Source organism: Pseudomonas sp. LB3P81 (genome assembly GCF_054897965.1).
In genome coordinates this window covers 423,514-443,531 of the sequence record NZ_JBUBVG010000001.1, presented here as the reverse complement: position 1 = coordinate 443,531, position 20,018 = coordinate 423,514, and the positions used below count along the sequence as shown (strand labels likewise).

Here is a 20,018-nt window from a genome sequence, read left to right as displayed (position 1 = left end):
GCGCTTCAGCCTTGAACCGGCACCTTCAAATCCACCCCCCAATGCATGGGCGAACGCCTTGACCAGCGGACTGCGCACGGTGTTGTGCCGCAGGATCAAATGCGGGTCAGCGTCGATCAGGTCGAGGACATTCAAGTGTCGCTATGCGGTTTTCTGCAGGACATGTGCGGCGGACAGGACGTGATCACGCTGGCGGCGGCGCAGATGAGCCTGCCGTTTGCCCTCGCCGCCCGGCTGGTGCATGGCTATAGCCGGCTGGAAGCGTATGACGATGAACAGCGGAGTGATCCGCGGATTGTCCAGTGGATGTCGCGTATTCGCCTTGAAGTGGACCTGCAACTGTCAGAGGATGGCGAGCCTGTTGTCAGCGTGCGGACGTTGGACGGTCGGCGGGCGAGTCTTTGTGTGGATCCACCACTGGGTGCGCCGGGTAATCCGTTGAGTGATGTGGCACTGGAGCAGAAGTTTTTCAGTCTGGCGGGGCGGGTGATGTCGAGGTCGCAGGCGACAGAATTGCTTGAACAGTTGTGGCGGCTTGAAGCACTTGAATCGGTTCGTTCGCTGGATCAGTGGCTGACTTGAGTCTTGCATTGCCTGCCCCGGCCTCTTCGCGAGCAAGCCCGCTCCCACAGTGGATCGCGGTCTAATGTGGGAGCGGGCTTGCTCGCGAATGGCCGCGACTCGGTACATCGACGAACACCATGAAATCTGAGTAAGGACATTTGCCCCACCGTGGCCACTTACTCGCTCGTTATCCGCCGATTGATGATCGTCTCGCTGACCATCGTCGTCAGCCGCGCCATCACCAGTCCGTTGCTCACGTTGTTCCTGAGCAACAAGCTCGGGGTCAACCAACAGGACGTTGGCTTGCTGCTGGGCATCGCGGTGTTCATCGCCACCCTGCTCGCGCTCTACGGCGGTTACATCATCGACCGCCTCGAAAAACGCCGGTTGCTGATCCTGGCCATGCTCTCCAGCGCCATCGGTTTCGTGCTGCTGACCTTCTCCGAAAACCTGTACTTGACCACACTGACCCTGGTCATCACCGAAACCGCGTCGGCGCTGTTCCTGATCGGGTCGAAGGCGATCCTCAGCGAAAACCTGCCCATAGGCCAGCGTGCCAAGGCCTTCTCCCTGCGTTACACCCTGACCAACATCGGCTACGCCACCGGCCCAATGCTCGGTGTGGTGATTGCCGGGGTGTACCCGATTGCGCCCTTCCTGATTGCCGGCGCCATTGCGTTTTTCAGCATCTTTTTGCTGAGCGGAATTCCCAGGGACTCGGCTCAGACACCCGCGACCGGTCAGCCACAGAGTTTCCTGAAAACCCTGATCACCCTGAAAAACGACCGCACGCTGATCATGTTTACCTGCGGCTGTTTGCTCAGCACCGTGGTCCACGGGCGTTTCACCCTGTACCTGTCGCAATACCTGCTGGTGACCCACGACTCCAAACGCGCCCTGGAAACCATGGCCGCCCTGCTCGCCTGCAACGCCATCAGCGTGATCCTGCTGCAATACCAGATCGGCCGTTTTCTCAAGCGCGAACAACTGCGCTATTGGATTGCCGGCGGCACCAGCCTGTTCATCGTCGGCCTGATCGGTTTCAGTCTGGCGGATAGCCTGGTGTCGTGGTGCGTGGCGATGTTCATTTTCACCCTCGGCGAAATGATCATTTACCCCGCCGAATTCCTCTTCGTCGACACCCTCGCCCCGGAAGAACTGCGCGGCAGCTACTACGGCGCGCAGAACCTCGCAGCCCTCGGCGGTGCGCTGAGCCCGGTGATTTGCGGTTTCCTGTTGATGCGCACTCCGGCGCCGACGATGTTTTATGCCCTGAGCGCACTCACCGCCATGGGCGGTTTTCTGTGTTTCATGAGCGGTCGCCGAGTCGCCTTACCGCAAAAATAATGCACTCAAGCTGCATTAATATGAATTTGTCAGCATGTGGAATGAGCGGCACACTGTGCCCGTTCCTCCCCCAATTGTTGGAACACCTTCAAGGGCTTTCTGGGTATCCCAGCTAAGCCTTTTTTTTTGCCTCGATTTTTTCAATGGGTCGTTTGCCAAATGCTCGCTCGCTGGTTACCCGCCTCCGTCAACACCCGCCCTTCGGAATGGAGCCGCGCCGCCATCGGCATGGCCCTGGGTACGATGTTTAGCGTCTGGGTCTGCTCCCGGGTATTCGGCATCGAAGTCGCCCAGCACCTGATCGGACCGCTGGGCGCGTCGGCAGTGCTTCTGTTTGCGGTGTCCTCCGGCGCGCTGGCGCAACCCTGGTCGATACTCGGCGGCTACTTGAGCGCCGGCGTGATTGCGCTGCTGGTCGCTCACGTGCTCGGACGCACACTCGGCAGCGCGTGCCTCGCGGCGGGTATGGCACTGATCCTGATGTGCTGGCTGCGCTGCCTGCATCCGCCGGCCGGCGCCCTGGCCCTGACGCTGGTGCTGGCCGATCCGGCGACCATCGCCCTGGACTGGAAAGCCCTCGCCCCGGTGATGCTTGGTGCCTCGACGATGCTGTTCAGCGCCCTGGCCTTTAACAACCTGACGCGCATTCGTTACCCCAAACGCGCCAGCGAACCGGTGGCCGTGTTGCCGGCCGATCATCCGCCGATCGACAATCAAGCGATCACCGCCCAGGATTTGAAACTGGCCCTGGCGGAGATGGAAGCGTTCATTGATGTCACGCCTGAAGATTTGGAACAGCTGATTCATGCCAGCGAGTTGCAAGCCAAGCGCCGCAGTGTTGGGGATGTGTTTTCTCGATAGGGTTGAAGTAGATCAAAAGATCGCAGCCTTCGGCAGCTCCTACGCCGGATCGTATTCCAACGTAGGAGCTGCCGAAGGCTGCGATCTTTTGATCTTGCTTTAAGGCAAAAACGCAAACTAACCCTGCATATATCCCGGTTGTACTGGGCAAATTTGCACTGTTACGATCCAGCATCGCTCGCGCGCGAGCTTCTCTATAAAGAACAATAAAAGCAGGGAGTTAGTGATGACTGCTCAGGTTTCATCGAAGGGGACTTCGTCCATGGATGCCACGCAAAATGACGTGCTGGCCGAGGTTCGCAACCACATCGGTCACCTGACCCTCAATCGCCCCGCCGGTCTCAACGCGATCACCCTGGACATGGTCCGCCAGCTGCACCGCCAGCTCGACGTCTGGGCGAACGATCCGCAGGTTCACGCCGTGGTTTTGCGCGGGGCTGGCGAGAAAGCTTTCTGTGCCGGTGGCGATATCCGCTCGCTGTACGACAGTTTCAAAAGCGGCGACACCCTGCACGAAGATTTCTTTGTCGAGGAATACGCCCTCGACCTTGCTATCCACCATTACCGCAAACCCGTTCTCGCCTTGATGGACGGTTTCGTCCTGGGTGGCGGCATGGGCCTGGTGCAAGGCGCCGACTTGCGGGTGGTCACCGAGAAAAGCCGTCTGGCGATGCCGGAAGTGGCCATAGGTTATTTTCCGGACGTGGGCGGCAGTTATTTTCTGCCGCGCATTCCGGGCGAGCTGGGCATTTATCTGGGCGTCAGCGGCGTACAAATCCGCGCGGCAGATGCGCTGTATTGCGGTCTGGCCGACTGGTATCTGGAAAGCAGCAAACTGGCTACGCTGGACGAAAAACTCGATCAGCTGGAATGGCGAGGCACGCCGCTAAAAGACCTTCAAGGCCTGCTTGCCCAGCTCGCCGTGCAGCAACTGCCCGATGCTCCATTAAAAGCGCTGCGCTCGGCCATCGATCATTTCTTCACCCTGCCCGACGTGCCGAGTATTGTTGAACAACTGCGCGAAGTGACGGTTGCCGACAGCCATGAATGGGCGACGACCACGGCGGATCTGCTGGAAAGCCGTTCACCACTGGCCATGGCTGTGACATTGGAAATGCTGCGGCGCGGTCGGCACTTGAGCCTGGAAGACTGCTTCGCCCTCGAGCTGCACCTGGACCGTCAATGGTTCGAGCGCGGCGACCTGATCGAAGGCGTGCGCGCCTTGCTGATCGACAAAGACAAGAATCCGCGCTGGAACCCGCCGACCTTGCAGGCACTGGACGCCGGGCATGTCGCGAGTTTCTTCACAGGGTTTGACCGGAGCGGGAGCTGAGCCATGCACGATATCGAATTGAGCGAAGAACAAGTCATGATCCGCGACATGGCCCGGGATTTTGCCCGCGGCGAAATCGCGCCCCATGCGCAAGCCTGGGAAAAGGCCGGCTGGATCGACGACGGTCTGGTGGCGAAGATGGGCGAACTGGGCCTGCTGGGCATGGTGGTGCCTGAGGAATGGGGCGGCACTTATGTCGATTACGTCGCCTACGCCCTGGCGGTGGAAGAGATTTCCGCCGGTGACGGCGCCACGGGTGCATTGATGAGCATCCACAATTCCGTGGGTTGCGGGCCGGTTCTGAACTACGGTACTGAAGAACAGAAAAAGACCTGGCTGCCAGATCTCGCCAGCGGCCAGGCCATCGGCTGCTTCTGCCTGACCGAGCCGCAAGCCGGTTCCGAAGCGCACAACCTGCGCACCCGTGCCGAACTGCGCGACGGCCAGTGGGTAATCAACGGCGCCAAGCAATTTGTCAGCAACGGTAAACGGGCGAAACTGGCCATCGTGTTTGCCGTGACCGATCCGGATCTGGGCAAGCGCGGCATTTCGGCGTTTCTGGTGCCGACCGATACCGCCGGTTTCATCGTTGATCGCAGCGAACACAAGATGGGTATCCGCGCCTCTGATACCTGCGCGGTCACCCTGAGCAATTGCACGATTCCCGAAGCCAATCTGTTGGGTGAACGCGGTAAAGGCCTGGCCATCGCCCTGTCGAACCTTGAAGGCGGCCGCATCGGCATCGCCGCGCAAGCGTTGGGCATCGCCCGTGCGGCGTTCGAAGCGGCACTGGCCTACTCCCGTGATCGCGTGCAGTTCGACAAGCCGATCATCGAGCACCAGAGCATTGCCAATATGCTGGCCGACATGCACACCCGCCTGAACGCCGCGCGATTGCTGATTTTGCATGCCGCGCGGTTGCGCAGTGCGGGCAAGCCGTGTTTGTCGGAGGCTTCGCAGGCCAAGCTGTTTGCCTCGGAGATGGCCGAGAAGGTCTGCTCGTCAGCGATGCAGATTCATGGCGGGTACGGGTATCTGGAAGATTACCCGGTGGAGCGTTATTACCGGGATGCGCGGATTACGCAGATTTATGAAGGGTCTAGCGAGATACAGCGGATGGTGATTGCCCGGGAGTTGAAAAACTATCTGGTGTGATGCCTTGTAGGAGCGAGCTTGCTCGCGATGGTGGCCAACGATACCGCGGGGAGTCTGAATCACCACGGTGCTCTCTGGTTTTTCGCGAGCAAGCTCGCTCCTACAGGAGTACGCCATCCTGTGGGAGCGAGGCTTGCCCGCGAAGACGTCCGTGAGAACGCTACATTACTTACTGACGAACTCTGCCTCACGCTTGGCAATAAACGCCGCCATCCCCTCCTTCTGATCCAGCGTCGCAAACGCCGCATGGAACACCCGGCGTTCAAAGCGCACGCCTTCAGACAGGCTAACTTCAAACGCACGGTTGACGCTTTCCTTGACCATCATCGCAATCGGCAACGACTTCTTGGCGATCAACGCGGCGACTTTCAGCGCTTCGTCCAGCAATTCGTCCGATGGCACGATCCGCGCCACGATCCCGCAACGCTCCGCTTCCACCGCATCGATCAAACGCCCGCTCAGGCACATTTCCATCGCCTTGGCTTTACCGACGGCACGAGTCAGGCGCTGGGTGCCGCCCATGCCCGGCAGCACGCCGAGGTTGATTTCCGGCTGACCGAATCTGGCGTTATCACCGGCCAGGATGAAGTCGCACATCAGCGCCAGCTCACAACCACCGCCCAAGGCAAAACCGTTGACTGCGGCGATAATCGGCTTGCGGCGGTTGGCCACGCGATCACTGTCGCTGAACAGATCGTCGAGGTAGATCTGCGGGTAGGTCAGCTCGGCCATTTCCTTGATGTCGGCACCGGCGGCGAAGGCTTTCTTCGAGCCGGTCAGCACGATGCAACCGATGTTCGAATCGGCTTCCAGGCCATCGAGGGCGTGGTTCAGCTCGCTGACAATCTGCGCGTTCAACGCGTTCAGCGCCTGCGGACGGTTGAGGGTGATCAGGCCGACACGGCCGTGGGTTTCCAGCAAAATCGTTTCGTAACTCATAAATAACTCCTTTTTGCATAAGGCTCGATTCCCCTGTAGGAGCTGCCGAAGGCTGCGATCTTTTGACTTTGATTTTTAAGATCAAAAGATCGCAGCCTTCGGCAGCTCCTACGGGGATCGATTTTAGAGACTGCGCGAAATGACCATGCGCTGAATATCGCTGGTGCCTTCGTAGATCTGGCAGACCCGCACGTCACGGTAGATCCGCTCCAGTGGGAAGTCGTTCAGGTAACCGTAACCGCCGAGGGTTTGCAATGCGGCGGAGCAGACCTTTTCGGCCATCTCCGAGGCGAACAGCTTGGCCATGGAGGCTTCGACCAGCGCTGGTTTGCCGCTGTCACGCAACGCTGCCGCGTAATGCACCATCTGCCGGGCAACGGCGATCTGGGTCGCCATGTCCGCGAGGCGGAACGCGACCGCTTGATGCTCGATGATCGGTTTGCCGAAACTCTCGCGCTCACGGGCGTAATCCCGGGCCGCTTCGAACGCAGCGCGGGCCATGCCCACCGCTTGCGAGGCGATGCCGACGCGGCCGCCTTCGAGGTTGGCCAGGGCGATCCGGTAACCTTCACCCTCTTCGCCCAAGCGGTTGGCCACCGGCACTTTCACGTCTTCGAACAGAATCTGGCAGGTATCGGAGGCGTGCTGGCCGAGCTTGTCTTCGACGCGGGCGACTTTGTAGCCCGGCGAATCGGTGGGCACGATCAGCGCGGTGATCCCGCGTTTGCCGGCGCTCGGGTCGGTCACCGCAAACACGATCACCACGCCGGCGTTCTGCCCGGAGGTGATGAACTGCTTGCAGCCGTTAAGCACGTAGTGATCGCCTTCGAGACGGGCGCGGGTTTTCAGGCCGCTGGCATCGGAGCCGGCTTGGGGTTCGGTCAACGCGAAAGCGCCGAGCATCGCACCGCTGGCCAACGGCTTGAGGAAGCGTTCTTTCTGATCGTCGTTGCCGTAGTTGAGGATCGGCACGCAACCCACCGAGTTGTGCACGCTCATGATGGTCGAGCAGGCGCCGTCGCCGGCGGCGATTTCTTCCAGGGCCATGGCGTAGGCAAGGTAACCGGTGTCGCAACCGCCCCACTGCTCGGGCACCAACATGCCAAAGAAACCCAGCTCAGCCATCTCGCCGATGGCTTCCTTGGGGAAACGGTGCTCGCGGTCCCATTCGGCGGCGAACGGTTTCAGCCGTTCCTGGGCAAACTGCCGGGCCGCGTCGCTGATCTGAAGTTGTTCGTCATTGGGAATCATGACCAGTCCTTAATTGGGTTGAAGCTTAAAACCACCTGTAGGAGCGAGCTTGCTCGCGAAGAACGTCTGGGCACCGCGTTCATCCAGGCAACCCACTTCATCGTTAACGTCCATCGCGAGCAGGCTCGCTCCTACAGGGACCGCGTAGTTAGTAGAGGCATTCCACGGCCATTGCCGTGGCTTCACCGCCGCCGATGCAGATCGCCGCGACCCCGCGTTTCAGGCCTTTCTGGCGCAGGGCCGAGAGCAAGGTCACCAGAATCCGCGCGCCGGACGCACCGATCGGGTGGCCCAAGGCGCAGGCGCCGCCGTGCACGTTGAGTTTCTCGTGGGGGATTTCCAGGTGAGTCATCGCTGCCATGCCGACCACGGCGAAGGCTTCGTTGACTTCGACCAGATCGACGTCGTTCAGCGACCAGCCGGTTTTCTTCATCAGCTTCTTGATCGCGCCGATCGGAGCCACCGGGAACAGGCCCGGCGTGTCGGCAAATGCCGCATGACCATGAATCACCGCCAGTGGTTTCAAACCGCGTTTTTCCGCTTCGGAACGGCGCATCAACACCAGTGCCGCTGCGCCATCGGAAATCGAACTGGAGTTGGCCGCAGTAACGGTGCCGCCTTCGCGGAATGCCGGTTTCAGCGAGGCGATCTTATCCAGTTTGGCTTTCGGTGGCTGTTCATCGTTGCTGATCAGCACCTGCTCTTTACCGACGGTCACGGTCAACGGCACGATTTCGTCCTTGAAGCTGCCGTCCTTGATTGCCTGCTGCGCGCGGGTGGTCGAAGCGATGGCAAACGCATCCTGCGCTTCGCGGCTGAAGCCGTTGGTTTCGGCGCAATCTTCGGCGAAGGTGCCCATCAGGCGACCTTTGTCGTAGGCGTCTTCCAGACCATCGAGAAACATGGAATCGAGCACGCGACCGTGGCCCATGCGGTAGCCACTGCGGGCGCGGTCCAGCAGGTACGGCGCGTTGGACATGCTTTCCATGCCGCCGGCAACCACCACGTCGGCGCTGCCGGCGACCAGCATGTCGTGGGCCAGAATGGCCGCTTCCATGCCCGAACCGCACATCTTGTTCAGGGTGGTGCAGCGGGTCGATTTATCCAGCCCGGCGCCCAGTGCAGCCTGACGTGCAGGGGCCTGGCCGAGGCCGGCGGGCAACACGCAGCCGAACAGCACTTCTTCAACCGCATCCGGTGCCACACCGGCACGTTCGACGGCGGCGCGAATCGCGGCAGCACCGAGTTGCGGCGCGGTCAGGCTTTTCAGTTCACCCTGAAAACCACCCATCGGGGTGCGGACGGCGCTGACGATAACAATGGGATCGTTGAAAGTGGTCATGACAAATCCTCCTTACTTGGCGGCCATGCGCAAGGCACCGTCGAGACGGATCACCTCGCCATTGAGCATGCTGTTTTCAATGATATGCCTGACCAGCGCGGCGTACTCGACCGGTTTGCCCAGACGCGGCGGAAATGGCACGCCGGCGGCCAGGGAGTCGCGGACTTCCGGGGTCATGCCGGCCATCATCGGCGTTTCGAAAATGCCCGGAGCGATGGTCATCACGCGGATGCCGAAGCGCGCCAGTTCACGGGCAGCGGGCAAGGTCAGGCTGACGATCGCGCCTTTGGACGCGGCATAAGCCGCCTGGCCAATCTGGCCGTCATAGGCCGCAGCCGAAGCGGTGTTGATGATAATCCCGCGCTCGCCATCGGCATCCGGCTCGGTTTCGGCGATGGCCGCCGACGCCAGACGCAGCATGTTGAAGCTGCCGATCAGGTTGACGTTGATCACCTGGCTGAAACTGCTCAGTGCGTGCGGGCCGTTCTTGCCGAGAATCTTCTCGCCACGGACGATGCCGGCGCAGTTGACCAGACCGTTGAGGCCGCCGAAGGCTTTGACCGTGGCCTGCACCGCCGCTTCGGCCGCCGCTTCGTTGCTGATGTCCGCAACCACGCTTTGCGCACCCAGACGTTCGGCCTGAGCTGCAACGGCGTCGGCGTTCATGTCCACCAGCATCACTTTGGCGCCAGCGGCGATCAGCATTTCAGCCGTGGCCGCACCGAGCCCGGACGCGCCGCCGGTGACGAGAAAAACCTTGTTTTCGATCTGCATCATTGTTTCCTTGGATTCAAGCTGAAACGTTCTTCGCGGCGGCCTCTTGAGCCTTGGCGATTTCCTGGTTGCGCAAGATAAAGCGCTGCAATTTGCCGCTTGGGGTTTTCGGCAACTCACTGACAAATTCGATTTCACGGGGATACGAGTGCGCGGCCAGACGTTTGCGCACGTGTTGGCGCAACTCTTCGGCCAGTTCGGGCGCGGCACGGTACTGCGCGCTAAGCACGACGAACGCTTTGACCAGTTCGGTGCGCTCCGGGTCGGGTTTGCCCACAACTGCCGCTTCGACCACCGCAGGGTGTTCGATCAACGCACTTTCGACGTCGAACGGGCCGACGCGGTAGCCGGAGGTGGTGATGACGTCATCACTGCGGCCGACGAAGCTGATGCTGCCGTCCGGGTTCCACTCGACGGTGTCGCCGCTCAGGTAATAGTTGCCGACGAAAGCCTTGGTGGGTGCGCCTTCGTATCCGCCGAACCAGCACATCGGCGACTGGGTACGGTCGATGGCCAGGATGCCGGGCTGGCCGACGCCGAGTTCCTTATAGTCCTCGTCCAACACCACGATGCGGTGGCCCGGCGAGGCAAAACCGGCGGCGCCCATGTGGATCGGGTGGTCGAGACCGTGGTGGTTGCACAGGACCATGCCCAATTCGGTTTGGCCGTAATGGTCATGAATCACCACGCCGAGGTTGTCGGCGAACCAGCGGATCACTTCCGGGTTCAGCGGCTCGCCGGCACTGCTGACGATGCGCAGCTTGCCCTTGATCGACTTCGCGAACTCGTCGCCACCGGCAATCAACAGGCGATACGCGGTCGGCGAACCGGTGAGGTTGGTGATCCCGTATTTGTTGATCACCCGGCAGGTGCTTTCGAGGGTGAACGGGCCATCGTAAAAGGTGATCGGATGCCCCATCGCCATCGGCCCGGTGACACCGAAATAGATGCCATAGGCCCAGCCCGGATCGGCGACGTTCCAGAACGCGTCTTCCGGGCGCAGGTCCACGGCGTCACGGGTGTAGCTCTGGAAGGCGACGATCGCCTTGAGCGGCACGGACAACGCTTTTGACGGGCCGGTAGTGCCCGAGGTGAACATCAGCAGGAACGGGTCTTCGCCGGTCAGCAGCACCGGTTCGCACTCGGGGGAATAGTTGGCCAGTTCGGCCCAGAAACTGAAGTCGCCACGAACGATGCCCTGGCCTTTCGGGCCGCCGACAGTAACGATGGTTGGGCAGTCGGGGACTTCAGCGAGTTTGGAACGGTTGACCGCGTCGGTGACCACCACTTTGGCGCCAGAACAGCTCAAGCGGTGTTCGATGGCTTTGGGGCCGAACGCAGTGAACAACGGCTGATACACCGCGCCGATGCGCCAGGTGGCGAACACGGTGATCAACAATTCGATATTGCGCGGCAGGAGACCGGCGACCTTGTCGCCTTTCTTCACACCCTGGGCGAGCAGGAAATTGGCGAAACGCGCAGCCTTGTCCTGTAAGTCGCTGAAAGTGTACGTCGCACTGGCGCCGTCACGGCCTTCCCAGAACAGCGCAATGCGGCCTGGCAATGCATGCCGGTCGCAACACTCGACGCAGGCATTGAGGGCCGTCAGATCGCCCGCAAGTGCGGCGTCGACGGTGTGCTGATAATTGAACTGTGACGTGGCAGACAAGTAATCGCGCATTGCCAGAATCCCTCTGTATTTTTATTAGGTTGGGGAACCGTAACCAACAGGGAAATAGTCGCTCTGCGCGGGGGGTGGGGCAATGGTCAAAGCCATCAAGTTGTCTGACTGGTTTGGCCAAGGTTTGAGGGGTGGGTTGCCTGTGATGGCCTCTTCGCGAGCAAGCCCGCTCCCACAGGGGGAATGCATTCCAAATGTGGGAGCGGGCTTGCTCCGGGCGGCGTTCCGACGAAGGCGCCAGACCCAACAGCACCGGGTCCGGATCAGCTCGCTTCGTTCAGAATCAAACTCCGATAATGCCCCGGATTCGACCCCGACCACTTGCGAAACGCCTTGTAGAACGAACTCGCATCGGCAAACCCCAGCCGCGTGGCGATCTCGGCGAAGCTGATACTCGGTTCAGCCAGCCAAACGATGGCCAATTCCTTGCGCACACTGTCCTTGAGCCCCTGATACGTCTGCCCCTCTTCCGCCAGCCGCCGACGCAAGGTCGACGCCGACATGCACAACTGCTGCGCCAGCGGCTCGGTTTCCGGCCAGTATTCGGCCGGCAGTTGCCGCAGATCCTGCTTGATGCGACTGGCCAGGCTCTGCGGATCGCGGTACTTGACCAGAATGTTCGCCGGCGCATGGGCCAGGAATCGCTTGAGTTCTTCAACGCTGCGTTTGATCGGCAAATCCAGGCAATCGGCCGAGAAAATCATCCGGGTGCGTGGCCGGTCGAACCGCAGGTTTTCAGAGAACATCACCTGATAGTCATCACAAAAGTCCGGCGCCGGGCAGCGCAACTCGATGGCCAGAATCGGAATCCGTCGCCCAGCCAACCAGCAGGCAACGCCGTGCACGATCATCCAGTAGGTGAAATAGGTAAAGGCACGACGCGGGTCCTGGTCATCTTCCAAAAGCACGATCTCCGCCAGACTTTGCTGGCGAACCAGTTGCGCGGGCAAGTGTTCGAGCATCAACGACAGAAACCCCAGCCCCGAGGTCAGGCCGGCGGCGAGGCTCGGCTGGACCATGGAGCAGCGGCATAGAAACGCCAGACTGCCGGATTTGAGCTTGCGCGGGTCCATGCCAAAAAATTCATCGTCACGACGTCGGGCCAGTAAACGCCACAGTCGTGCGTACGCGGTGGCCGGCACGCGGGATTTGGATGATTCGAGCAGCACCGGATCGATGCCGACCTTGTTCAACACCTCGTCGGTGGCGGCGCCCGGGGCGCAACTTTGCAACAGCGCTTCACGCACCAGTTGAATGGAAATGGTGTCTTTTTCCGACATTGAGCGAGGTGTGCCGTGTTGTTTGGGTGGTGGCATCTTAGCGCAGCGAACAGCTCGGCGCAGAACCCTTGTGGGAGCGGGCTTGCTCGCGAAGGCATTTTCAGCCTCAACACAGCCCCTCCTGCTAACATCCCCCGCCAATAACAAAAGCTCACGGAAGACTCACCCATGTCCGCCCCAACCTTCGACCTGCGCCCGCTCATGGTCGCCAACATGGCCTGCACCATGGCGATGATGGCGTTCGTCTCATTGATCGGGCCCATCGCCCGGGTATTGGGCCTGGCCACCTGGCAGGCCGGGGCGGCGGTGACGGTGTCGGGGGTGATCTGGATGGTGCTGGCGCGTCCGTGGGGTCAGGCCAGCGACCGCTTCGGACGGCGGCGGATTCTGTTGCTCGGCACGGCGGGATTCACCCTCGCCTATTGGGCCTTGTGCCTGTTCATCGACACTTCGTTGCGATTCCTGCCGTCGGCGCTGCTGGCGTTTATCGGACTGATGTTCGGGCGCGGGCTGATCGGCGTGTTCTACGCGGCGATTCCGGTGGGCTGCAATGCGTTGATTGCCGACAACGTCGAACCGCAACATCGCGCCAAAGCCATGGCCGCATTGGGTGCTGCCAACGCCTGCGGGCTGGTGATCGGCCCGGCGATCGCAGCCTTGCTGTCCCGATACAGCCTGAGTCTGCCGTTCTACGCCATGGCTTTTTTACCGTTGCTGGCGTTCCTCGTGCTGCGTTACAAGCTCAAGGCTCAGGAACTGCATTTGCGCCAGGCACCGCGCAAGGTTCACCTGAATGATGCACGGCTGCGCCGGCCCATGGTCGTGGCGTTCGTGGCGATGCTGTGCGTGTCTATCGCCCAGATCACCGTTGGCTTTTTCGCCCTCGACCGACTCGGCATGAGCCCCGCCGACGCCGCGCAAACGGCCGGTATCGCCCTGACCATGGTGGGGTTCGCGTTAATCTGTTCGCAATTGGTTGTGCGTCGACTGGAATGGCCGCCGCTGCGGTTGATTCGGGTCGGCGCGGTGGTGGCTGCGCTGGGCTTTTCCGGCAGCATCATTGCCGATACCGCGTGGGGCTTATGGTTGTGCTTCTTTGTCTCGGCGGGCGGCATGGGCCTGATTTTCCCGTCCTTCGCCGCACTTGCCGCCAATGCGGTCGAGGCCTCGGAGCAAGGCGCGACCGCCGGTTCCATCGGCGCCGCTCAAGGGTTCGGCGTGGTGATCGGGCCGTTGGCGGCCACGCTGATCTACGGCATCGAGCCTCGCTTGCCGTATCTGGTGGCCGCAACGTTATTGCTGCTGGTGGCCTTGTGGCCAGGGCCCCGGCAGCGTCGGGCTTTATAGAATGCGATAGAGCAAGCGTTCAATGCGCACGCGACTGACGCGCTTGAGGAACTTGGCCACGCCCGCCGGGTAATCCGGCAGGGTTTCCAGGTCCTGATACCGCTCGATGCGCGTGGTGTGCTGGAAAATCTCCGCCAGCTCGCTGCGACGCGGCACCAGCAATTCCCCTTTCGGATCATCAATCAGCAACGCATTTTCCAGATCGAGACGAAACGCCCGCGGATTGAGGTTGTTGCCGGTCAGCAAGGTATAACGCTGATCGATCCACATGCCTTTGAGGTGATAGGTGTTATCGCCGTCCTTCCACAGGTGCAGGTTCAACTGGCCACTGTCGACGCTACGATGATGACGCTTGGTGAAACGCCGCAGGCTGATTTCGTAGAGGTACGGCAACGCCGCGATCACCCTGAACGGCTCGCTCGGCGGAATGTAGAAGTCGTTGGCGGTCTTGTCGCCGACCACGATGTCGATCTTCACGCCTCGCGCCAGCGCCCGATTGATCTCGCGAATGATCGCCAGCGGCAAATTGAAGTACGGCGTGCAGATGGTCAGTTGATGCTGGGCACTGGCGATCAGTTCGCAGATCACCCGGTTCAGCGGATTGTTTTTGCCCACACCCAGCAATGGGCTCACCGACAGACCGCCCTTGTCCGTGATGCCCTGCGTCGTGTCGTACGCGGCGTGCTTGAGGCGGCTGCGCAGGTCGCCAATGTCGTTGCGCAGGCTGCGGGTGGTCGGCAGGTTTGGCAAATCGAGGCGATGCACCGCTTTCGAGGCGATCAGACCGTGCTGGACCAGGTGCTGCATCGAATCGGCCAGCGCGCTGTTCTGCAGCAGGTGATAGCGGTCGTAGCGGTATTTGTCGAACTTGTGCAGGTAGACGTTGTTGAGACTCGCGCCGCTGTAAATCACGCAGTCATCGATTACGAAGCCTTTCAAATGCAGCACGCCGAACAGCTCGCGGGTCTGCACCGGCACGCCGTACACAGGGACCACGCTGGCGTGGGTTCGGGTGGTTTCCTGATACCACGCCGAGTTGCCCGGCTGCTTGCCGGCACCGATCAAGCCACGCTGGGCGCGCAGCCAGTCGACGACGACCACCACGTCCAGTTCCGGACGCGCCAGTTTGGCGGCGTGCAAGGCATCGAGAATTTCCTGGCCGGCTTCATCCTGTTGCAGGTACAGCGCGACGATGTAGATGCGCCGGGTCGCCTGGGCGATTTTTTCCAGCAGGCAACGACGGAACTCGGCAGCGCCAGAAAGGATGGTGACGGCATCGGCGGTCAGCGGAAAACTGCGCAGTTTGGGCAGCAGAGAGCGTTTGAAAAGCGACGGCATAGGGCTCGCAAATGGGTCGAATCTGGAGAGCTTGAGAGCTTACACCATGGATGGGCTTGGGTCTTGTGGCTGTCTGCTCCGGCGCCATCGCGGGCAAGCCCGCTCCCACAAGGATTGAGGGTGCTTACATAGTTTGTGTTCACCCAGACCCTGTGGGAGCGGGCTTGCTCCGGGCGGCGTTCCGACGAAGAGGCCAGACAGGTCGCAGCAAAAGTTGGATATAGGTAAGATATCGGCCCTTCCCCGCAGCCTTTTCCTGCACCCCGCCGAATAAGCCGATTCCATGCCTTTCGAACTCAGCGTTGACCTCACCACCCTGGCCATTCTGGCCGTCGTCGCCTTCATTGCCGGTTTCATCGACGCCATCGCAGGCGGCGGTGGGCTGTTGACCACCCCGGCGCTGCTGACCGCCGGCCTGCCGCCGCATCTGGTGCTGGGCACCAACAAACTCAGTTCGACCTTCGGCTCGGCCACCGCCAGTTTCACCTTCTACCGACGCAAGCTGTTCCATCCCCGGCAGTGGGTGCACGCCATCGTCGGTACGCTGGTCGGTGCGTTGACCGGTGCAGTGGTTGCGCATTACCTGCCCGCTGAATGGTTGAACAAAATGTTGCCGGTGATTGTGTTCGCCTGCGGTCTTTATCTGTTGTTTGGTGGCACGCCGAAAGCGCCGCTGGACAGCAACGCACCGATCAAGAAAAAGTGGCAATCGACCCAAGGCTTCAGCCTCGGTTTCTACGACGGCGTGGCCGGCCCCGGTACTGGCGCGTTCTGGACCGTGAGCAGCCTGCTGATGTACCCCATCGACCTGGTGAAGGCCAGCGGCGTGGCCCGCAGCATGAACTTCGTCAGCAACATTGCGGCGCTGTCGGTGTTCATCTTTTCCGGGCAAGTGGACTGGATCATCGGCCTGAGCATGGGCCTGTCGGTAATGGTCGGCGCATTCTTCGGCGCGCGCTCCGCCATCAGTGGCGGAGCCAAGTTCATTCGCCCGGTGTTCATCACCGTGGTGCTGGGCCTGACTGTGCGGTTAGCCTGGCAACACTGGTTCAGCGTGGCCTAAACGCCGCGCCACATAGACGTCGATCAGGTAGCGGGCAATCGAGCGTGACGCCGGTAACGGCGGCAGCTCGTGCACGTTGAACCACTGGGCGTCCTCGATCTCGTCTTCCTGGCACACAATCTCGCCACCGGCGTACTCGGCGTGAAAGCCGAGCATCATCGAGTGCGGGAATGGCCAGCACTGGCTGCCCATGTACTGGATGTTCTTGACCTCGATCTGCACTTCCTCGCGAACCTCACGAATCAGGCAGTCTTCGGCCGACTCGCCCGGCTCGGCAAATCCCGCCAGCGTGCTGTAGATCCCGGTGACAAAACGCGGTGAACGCGCCAGCAGGATTTCATCGCCACGGGTGATCAGCACGATCATGCTCGGCGAAATGCGCGGGTAATAACGCAGATCGCACGGTTCGCAGTACATCGCCCGTTCCCGGATGACTTGCTTCGTGGCTTGCCCGCAATTGCCGCAAAAGCGGTGCTCTCGGGCCCAGGTGCCGATCTGCGCGGCATAACCCAGCACCTTGTAAACGGCGTGATCACCCTCGAGCATGAACGCCCGCAGGCCTTTCCAGTTGCAGCCCGGCACTTCGCTGTGACTGCGCAGCTCCAGCAGATACACCGGCTCGCCATCCAGGTGGCCGATGCCATGTTCGGCGAGAATCGACAGGTCCTGACGCTTGAGCCATTCACGCGGGAACAGCGCGCCATTGTCATCGAACAAAAAGCCTTCAGGGCTGCGCGCAACGGCCCAGCCGCCCGGTTGATCGGTGTCCAGTACTGCGGTGGTCCAGCGTGAAGTCATTTTTCAATCAATCCAGAAATTCGGGTTTCTGTTTGCTCATGTGGGCAGCCATGGCCACGCGCAAATCAGTGGATTGCAGCATGGCGGCGTTCCAGGTGGCGACGTATTCGAGGCCGTCGTCGATGCGATGGTCGCGCATGTAGCCGATCATCTCTTTGGTGCCGGTGATCGCAATCGGTGACTTGCCGGCGATGTCGCGGGCAATGCCCATGACGCCGTCGAGCAGGCTGGCGGTGTCGCTGTAGACGCGATTGACCAGGCCCATGCCACGCGCTTCCTCGGCGCCGAACGAGCGACCAGTGTAAGCCAGTTCACGCAGCATGCCGTCACCGATGATCCGCGGCAAGCGTTGCAAGGTGCCAACGTCGGCGGCCATGCCGATGTCGATTTCCTTGATCGAGAATTGCGCGTCTTCGGCGGCGTAACGCATGTCGCAGGCAGCAATAAGGTCGATCGCGCCACCCAGGCAATAACCCTGAATCGCCGCCAGCACCGGCTTGCGGCAATTGTCGACGGCATTGAAGGAGGCTTGCAGCGCCAGAATCTTGCGGCGCAGCAGACGCGCGTTGCGGCCGACATCTTTGCCCAGCTCATTGGCCACGCCGGCCAACATCATCAGGTCGATGCCGGACGAGAAATGTTTGCCGGCGCCACTGAGCACCACCACCCGCACTTCGTCGGTGTCGTCGATCCACTGGAAGATCTCGATGATCTCGTTCCAGAACGCAGCGTTCATCGAATTGATTTTTTCCGGACGATTGATTTGCACATGGGCGATTTTATCGGCCAGTTCGACAGTGAACGCAGTGTACTCAGACATGCAGTGATCCTTTACCGGGCAAAAAAGAGGCCCGAACTATAACAAGGCATCCCGTTCGGCAGTAAGGCAGCGGTTCGGCCAAAAGCAGGACCGCCGAGCGCACTACAATGGTGCGCAAGACGTACGGCGCTGGCACATTCGTGTGAAAGTCAGATTACTTTTTGGGGCTCGATCGCAGAAAAACATGCCCTTCGTCGGAGCGTTCGAGCGCTATTCATGCACGTTCGTACCTCTTTGAACCGATTGTCGAACATTTTCCTCACCGCTCTAAGTTCTGGCCTAGACTCCTTTTCGCGGGGTAGAACCGGCCGGTCACAAAGTGCAAAAAAAATCTAAACTTTTGCGGTTTTGAGTCGGTCTTCTGAAAGGTAAGTGCGTTGCGACTGGTGCAATCCTTGCAACGACCTCTCCAGCCATACTGCTTCAACGCATGGGAAGCCTTTGCTAGCCACTGCGTGGCGCGTTTGCGCTCGGCCACAGGAATTGGCCACGAATGGACCTGAGAATTAGATCAACAATACGGGAGATTCATATGATCAGTGCGGGTTTAGATGTCCAGGGAGAACGTGCTCATCAGCAGGTCGGCGAATCGAGCGTCGTCAGCGCCCCAACTGTCCAATCGATCAACGTTCCGAGCACCAAGACGTTGACGCCGGTGTCGATTCAGAATCCCAATCGAAAGAAAGTCTTGTTCGTGACCTCGGAAATCGCCGACCTGGTGAAGACCGGCGGTCTGGGCGACGTCTCTGCTGCACTGCCCCGGGCCATGGCGCAATTGCACGATGTGCGTGTATTGATCCCCGGTTACCCGCAAGTGCTGAACAGCGAAAACCCGATTCATGTCATTGGCGAGCTCGGTGGTCACGCCGCGTTGCCCCCCTGCAAGATCGGGCGCATGGACATGCCCGACGGTCTGGTCATTTACGTGTTGATCTGCCCTGAACTCTACGAGCGCGAAGGGTCGCCCTACGGCGCCAACAACGGCCGCGACTGGCCGGACAACCATATCCGCTTCGCCCGCCTGGGCCTGGCCGCCGCCGATATCGCCGCCAACCTCGCCCAGATTCACTGGTGCCCGGACCTGGTGCACGCCCATGACTGGCCCGCCGGCCTGGCGCCTGCCTACATGCACTGGCGTGGGCAGCGCACCCCGACGCTGTTCACCATTCACAACCTCGCTTATCAAGGCGTGACCAGTCTCGGGTCCTGCCCGGAGCTGGGCATTCCCACGCATGCCCTGCAACAGGAAGGCATGGAGTTCTACGGCAAGATGTCGTTCCTCAAGGCCGGCATGGCTTATTCGAGCCACATCACAACGGTCAGCGCCACCTACGCCCAGGAAATCACCACGCCGGCCTTCGGCTGTGGCCTCGACGGCTTTCTCGCCGCCAAGACCCAGCAAGGCCTGCTCAGCGGCATTCCCAATGGCATTGATGAGAGCTGGGACGCCGCCACTGACTCGCACCTGTTCCGTCCGTTCGGCATCGGTGACTGGGAAGGTAAAGCGGTCAACGCGGCGCACGTGCGCGACCTGTTCGGCCTGGACGATTCAGAAGGCCCGCTGTTTGCCGTGGTCTCGCGTCTGGTCTACCAGAAAGGCCTGGACCTGACCGAAGCCGTGTCCGAGTACATCGTCAAATCAGGTGGCCAGATCGCGATCATCGGTCGTGGCGAACCGGAAGAAGAACAAGCCATGCGTGAACTGGCCCTGCGTTTCCCCGGGCAGATTGGTGTACGCATCGGCTTCAACGAAACGGACGCCCGCCGCATGTTCGCCGGCAGCGATTTCCTGCTGATGCCGTCCCGTTACGAACCTTGCGGCCTGAGCCAGATGTACGCCCAGCGCTTCGGTTCGTTGCCGGTGGCCCGCAACACCGGTGGTCTGGCCGACACCATCGAAAACGGCGTGACCGGTTTCCTGTTCGACGAATCCACCGTAGAGAGTTATCAGGAAGCCCTGAGCCGGGCCTTCAAGGTGTTTGCCTTTCCCGACCTGCTCAACGCCATGCGTTGCCGCGCCATGGCTGCGCCGTTCAACTGGAGCAAAGCGGTCGAACCCTACGCCGATCTCTATGAACAGCTGGTGGCTAAAGCGCTGGGGAAATCGAACAGACAGTAAGAGGTT

General features: G+C 60.8%; 16 protein-coding genes and 1 pseudogene. 8 read left to right on the top strand and 9 right to left on the bottom strand.

Annotated elements, in window-relative coordinates; genetic code table 11:
* Positions 1 to 93 precede the first annotated feature (93 nt).
* The 5 genes and pseudogenes from ACYZTL_RS02100 to ACYZTL_RS02080 all read left to right on the top strand — a co-directional run.
* Positions 94 to 582, top strand: a pseudogene (locus ACYZTL_RS02100) (MmgE/PrpD family protein); the annotation flags it as partial.
* A 150-nt stretch (positions 583 to 732) separates the two neighbouring features.
* The gene (locus ACYZTL_RS02095; protein ID WP_461950364.1) at positions 733 to 1,911 is read left to right on the top strand and encodes an MFS transporter; all 1,179 of its coding nucleotides are present in this window, start codon (positions 733 to 735) and stop codon (positions 1,909 to 1,911) included.
* A gap of 159 nt (positions 1,912 to 2,070) precedes the next feature.
* Complete coding sequence (locus ACYZTL_RS02090; protein WP_461950363.1) at positions 2,071 to 2,772, top strand: HPP family protein; 702 nt, start codon at positions 2,071 to 2,073, stop codon at positions 2,770 to 2,772.
* Positions 2,773 to 2,998: 226 nt separating this feature from the next.
* The gene (locus ACYZTL_RS02085; RefSeq protein WP_461950362.1) at positions 2,999 to 4,105 is read left to right on the top strand and encodes an enoyl-CoA hydratase/isomerase family protein; all 1,107 of its coding nucleotides are present in this window, start codon (positions 2,999 to 3,001) and stop codon (positions 4,103 to 4,105) included.
* Positions 4,106 to 4,108: 3 nt separating this feature from the next.
* On the top strand, positions 4,109 to 5,260 hold the full coding sequence (locus ACYZTL_RS02080; RefSeq protein WP_461950361.1) for an acyl-CoA dehydrogenase family protein: 1,152 nt from the start codon (positions 4,109 to 4,111) through the stop codon (positions 5,258 to 5,260).
* A 165-nt stretch (positions 5,261 to 5,425) separates the two neighbouring features.
* Here the strand turns inward: ACYZTL_RS02080 and ACYZTL_RS02075 are convergent, their stop codons facing one another.
* The 6 genes from ACYZTL_RS02075 to ACYZTL_RS02050 all read right to left on the bottom strand — a co-directional run bounded on the left by ACYZTL_RS02075 (position 5,426) and on the right by ACYZTL_RS02050 (position 12,527).
* Positions 5,426 to 6,199, bottom strand: a complete 774-nt coding sequence (locus tag ACYZTL_RS02075) for an enoyl-CoA hydratase (protein ID WP_461950360.1) — start codon at positions 6,197 to 6,199, stop codon at positions 5,426 to 5,428.
* 123 nt (positions 6,200 to 6,322) lie between these two features.
* A complete protein-coding gene (locus ACYZTL_RS02070; protein ID WP_461950359.1) occupies positions 6,323 to 7,450 on the bottom strand; it encodes an acyl-CoA dehydrogenase in 1,128 nt (375 codons plus the stop codon).
* 148 nt (positions 7,451 to 7,598) lie between these two features.
* Positions 7,599 to 8,792, bottom strand: a complete 1,194-nt coding sequence (locus tag ACYZTL_RS02065; protein ID WP_461950358.1) for an acetyl-CoA C-acyltransferase — start codon at positions 8,790 to 8,792, stop codon at positions 7,599 to 7,601.
* A gap of 12 nt (positions 8,793 to 8,804) precedes the next feature.
* Positions 8,805 to 9,566: an SDR family NAD(P)-dependent oxidoreductase gene (locus ACYZTL_RS02060; RefSeq protein WP_461950357.1), complete on the bottom strand. Its 762-nt coding sequence runs from the start codon at positions 9,564 to 9,566 to the stop codon at positions 8,805 to 8,807.
* Positions 9,567 to 9,582: 16 nt separating this feature from the next.
* Positions 9,583 to 11,247 carry an AMP-binding protein gene (locus ACYZTL_RS02055; RefSeq protein WP_461950356.1) on the bottom strand — a complete coding sequence of 555 codons (1,665 nt, stop codon included), beginning with the start codon at positions 11,245 to 11,247 and terminating at the stop codon, positions 9,583 to 9,585.
* Between the two features lie 263 nt (positions 11,248 to 11,510).
* Entirely contained in the window at positions 11,511 to 12,527 is a 1,017-nt protein-coding gene (locus ACYZTL_RS02050; protein WP_461950355.1) for an AraC family transcriptional regulator, read from the bottom strand.
* A 168-nt stretch (positions 12,528 to 12,695) separates the two neighbouring features.
* Between ACYZTL_RS02050 and ACYZTL_RS02045 the strand changes: the two genes are divergently transcribed.
* Positions 12,696 to 13,874 (top strand): MFS transporter, encoded by a 1,179-nt coding sequence (locus ACYZTL_RS02045; protein WP_461950354.1) that lies wholly within the window; start codon positions 12,696 to 12,698, stop codon positions 13,872 to 13,874.
* Here the strand turns inward: ACYZTL_RS02045 and pssA are convergent.
* Positions 13,869 to 15,212 (bottom strand): CDP-diacylglycerol--serine O-phosphatidyltransferase, encoded by a 1,344-nt coding sequence (gene pssA, locus ACYZTL_RS02040; RefSeq protein ID WP_461950353.1) that lies wholly within the window; start codon positions 15,210 to 15,212, stop codon positions 13,869 to 13,871. The two genes, ACYZTL_RS02045 and pssA, sit on opposite strands and share 6 nt — an antisense overlap.
* Before the next feature lie 283 nt (positions 15,213 to 15,495).
* Here pssA and ACYZTL_RS02035 point away from each other — a divergent pair, with 283 nt between their 5' ends.
* Positions 15,496 to 16,275 carry a TSUP family transporter gene (locus tag ACYZTL_RS02035; protein WP_223434540.1) on the top strand — a complete coding sequence of 260 codons (780 nt, stop codon included), beginning with the start codon at positions 15,496 to 15,498 and terminating at the stop codon, positions 16,273 to 16,275.
* Here the strand turns inward: ACYZTL_RS02035 and nudC are convergent.
* Both nudC and ACYZTL_RS02025 read right to left on the bottom strand, forming a co-directional pair.
* Positions 16,243 to 17,073 carry an NAD(+) diphosphatase gene (gene nudC, locus ACYZTL_RS02030; RefSeq protein ID WP_461950352.1) on the bottom strand — a complete coding sequence of 277 codons (831 nt, stop codon included), beginning with the start codon at positions 17,071 to 17,073 and terminating at the stop codon, positions 16,243 to 16,245. The genes ACYZTL_RS02035 and nudC overlap by 33 nt on opposite strands.
* Positions 17,074 to 17,080: 7 nt before the next feature.
* Positions 17,081 to 17,893: a crotonase/enoyl-CoA hydratase family protein gene (locus tag ACYZTL_RS02025; RefSeq protein ID WP_461950351.1), complete on the bottom strand. Its 813-nt coding sequence runs from the start codon at positions 17,891 to 17,893 to the stop codon at positions 17,081 to 17,083.
* A 532-nt stretch (positions 17,894 to 18,425) separates the two neighbouring features.
* Here ACYZTL_RS02025 and glgA point away from each other — a divergent pair.
* Positions 18,426 to 20,012 carry a glycogen synthase GlgA gene (glgA, locus tag ACYZTL_RS02020; RefSeq protein ID WP_461950350.1) on the top strand — a complete coding sequence of 529 codons (1,587 nt, stop codon included), beginning with the start codon at positions 18,426 to 18,428 and terminating at the stop codon, positions 20,010 to 20,012.
* Positions 20,013 to 20,018 lie beyond the last annotated feature (6 nt).

Coding starts and splice junctions, on each gene's coding strand:
- ACYZTL_RS02055 (WP_461950356.1), bottom strand. CDS start 11,247: ATGCGCGATTACTTGTCTGCCACGTCACAGTTCAATTATCAGCACACC.
- ACYZTL_RS02085 (WP_461950362.1), top strand. CDS start 2,999: ATGACTGCTCAGGTTTCATCGAAGGGGACTTCGTCCATGGATGCCACG.
- ACYZTL_RS02060 (WP_461950357.1), bottom strand. CDS start 9,566: ATGCAGATCGAAAACAAGGTTTTTCTCGTCACCGGCGGCGCGTCCGGG.
- ACYZTL_RS02080 (WP_461950361.1), top strand. CDS start 4,109: ATGCACGATATCGAATTGAGCGAAGAACAAGTCATGATCCGCGACATG.
- ACYZTL_RS02025 (WP_461950351.1), bottom strand. CDS start 17,893: ATGTCTGAGTACACTGCGTTCACTGTCGAACTGGCCGATAAAATCGCC.
- ACYZTL_RS02090 (WP_461950363.1), top strand. CDS start 2,071: ATGCTCGCTCGCTGGTTACCCGCCTCCGTCAACACCCGCCCTTCGGAA.
- ACYZTL_RS02045 (WP_461950354.1), top strand. CDS start 12,696: ATGTCCGCCCCAACCTTCGACCTGCGCCCGCTCATGGTCGCCAACATG.
- ACYZTL_RS02070 (WP_461950359.1), bottom strand. CDS start 7,450: ATGATTCCCAATGACGAACAACTTCAGATCAGCGACGCGGCCCGGCAG.
- nudC (WP_461950352.1), bottom strand. CDS start 17,073: ATGACTTCACGCTGGACCACCGCAGTACTGGACACCGATCAACCGGGC.
- pssA (WP_461950353.1), bottom strand. CDS start 15,212: ATGCCGTCGCTTTTCAAACGCTCTCTGCTGCCCAAACTGCGCAGTTTT.
- ACYZTL_RS02065 (WP_461950358.1), bottom strand. CDS start 8,792: ATGACCACTTTCAACGATCCCATTGTTATCGTCAGCGCCGTCCGCACC.
- ACYZTL_RS02075 (WP_461950360.1), bottom strand. CDS start 6,199: ATGAGTTACGAAACGATTTTGCTGGAAACCCACGGCCGTGTCGGCCTG.
- ACYZTL_RS02050 (WP_461950355.1), bottom strand. CDS start 12,527: ATGTCGGAAAAAGACACCATTTCCATTCAACTGGTGCGTGAAGCGCTG.
- ACYZTL_RS02035 (WP_223434540.1), top strand. CDS start 15,496: ATGCCTTTCGAACTCAGCGTTGACCTCACCACCCTGGCCATTCTGGCC.
- glgA (WP_461950350.1), top strand. CDS start 18,426: ATGATCAGTGCGGGTTTAGATGTCCAGGGAGAACGTGCTCATCAGCAG.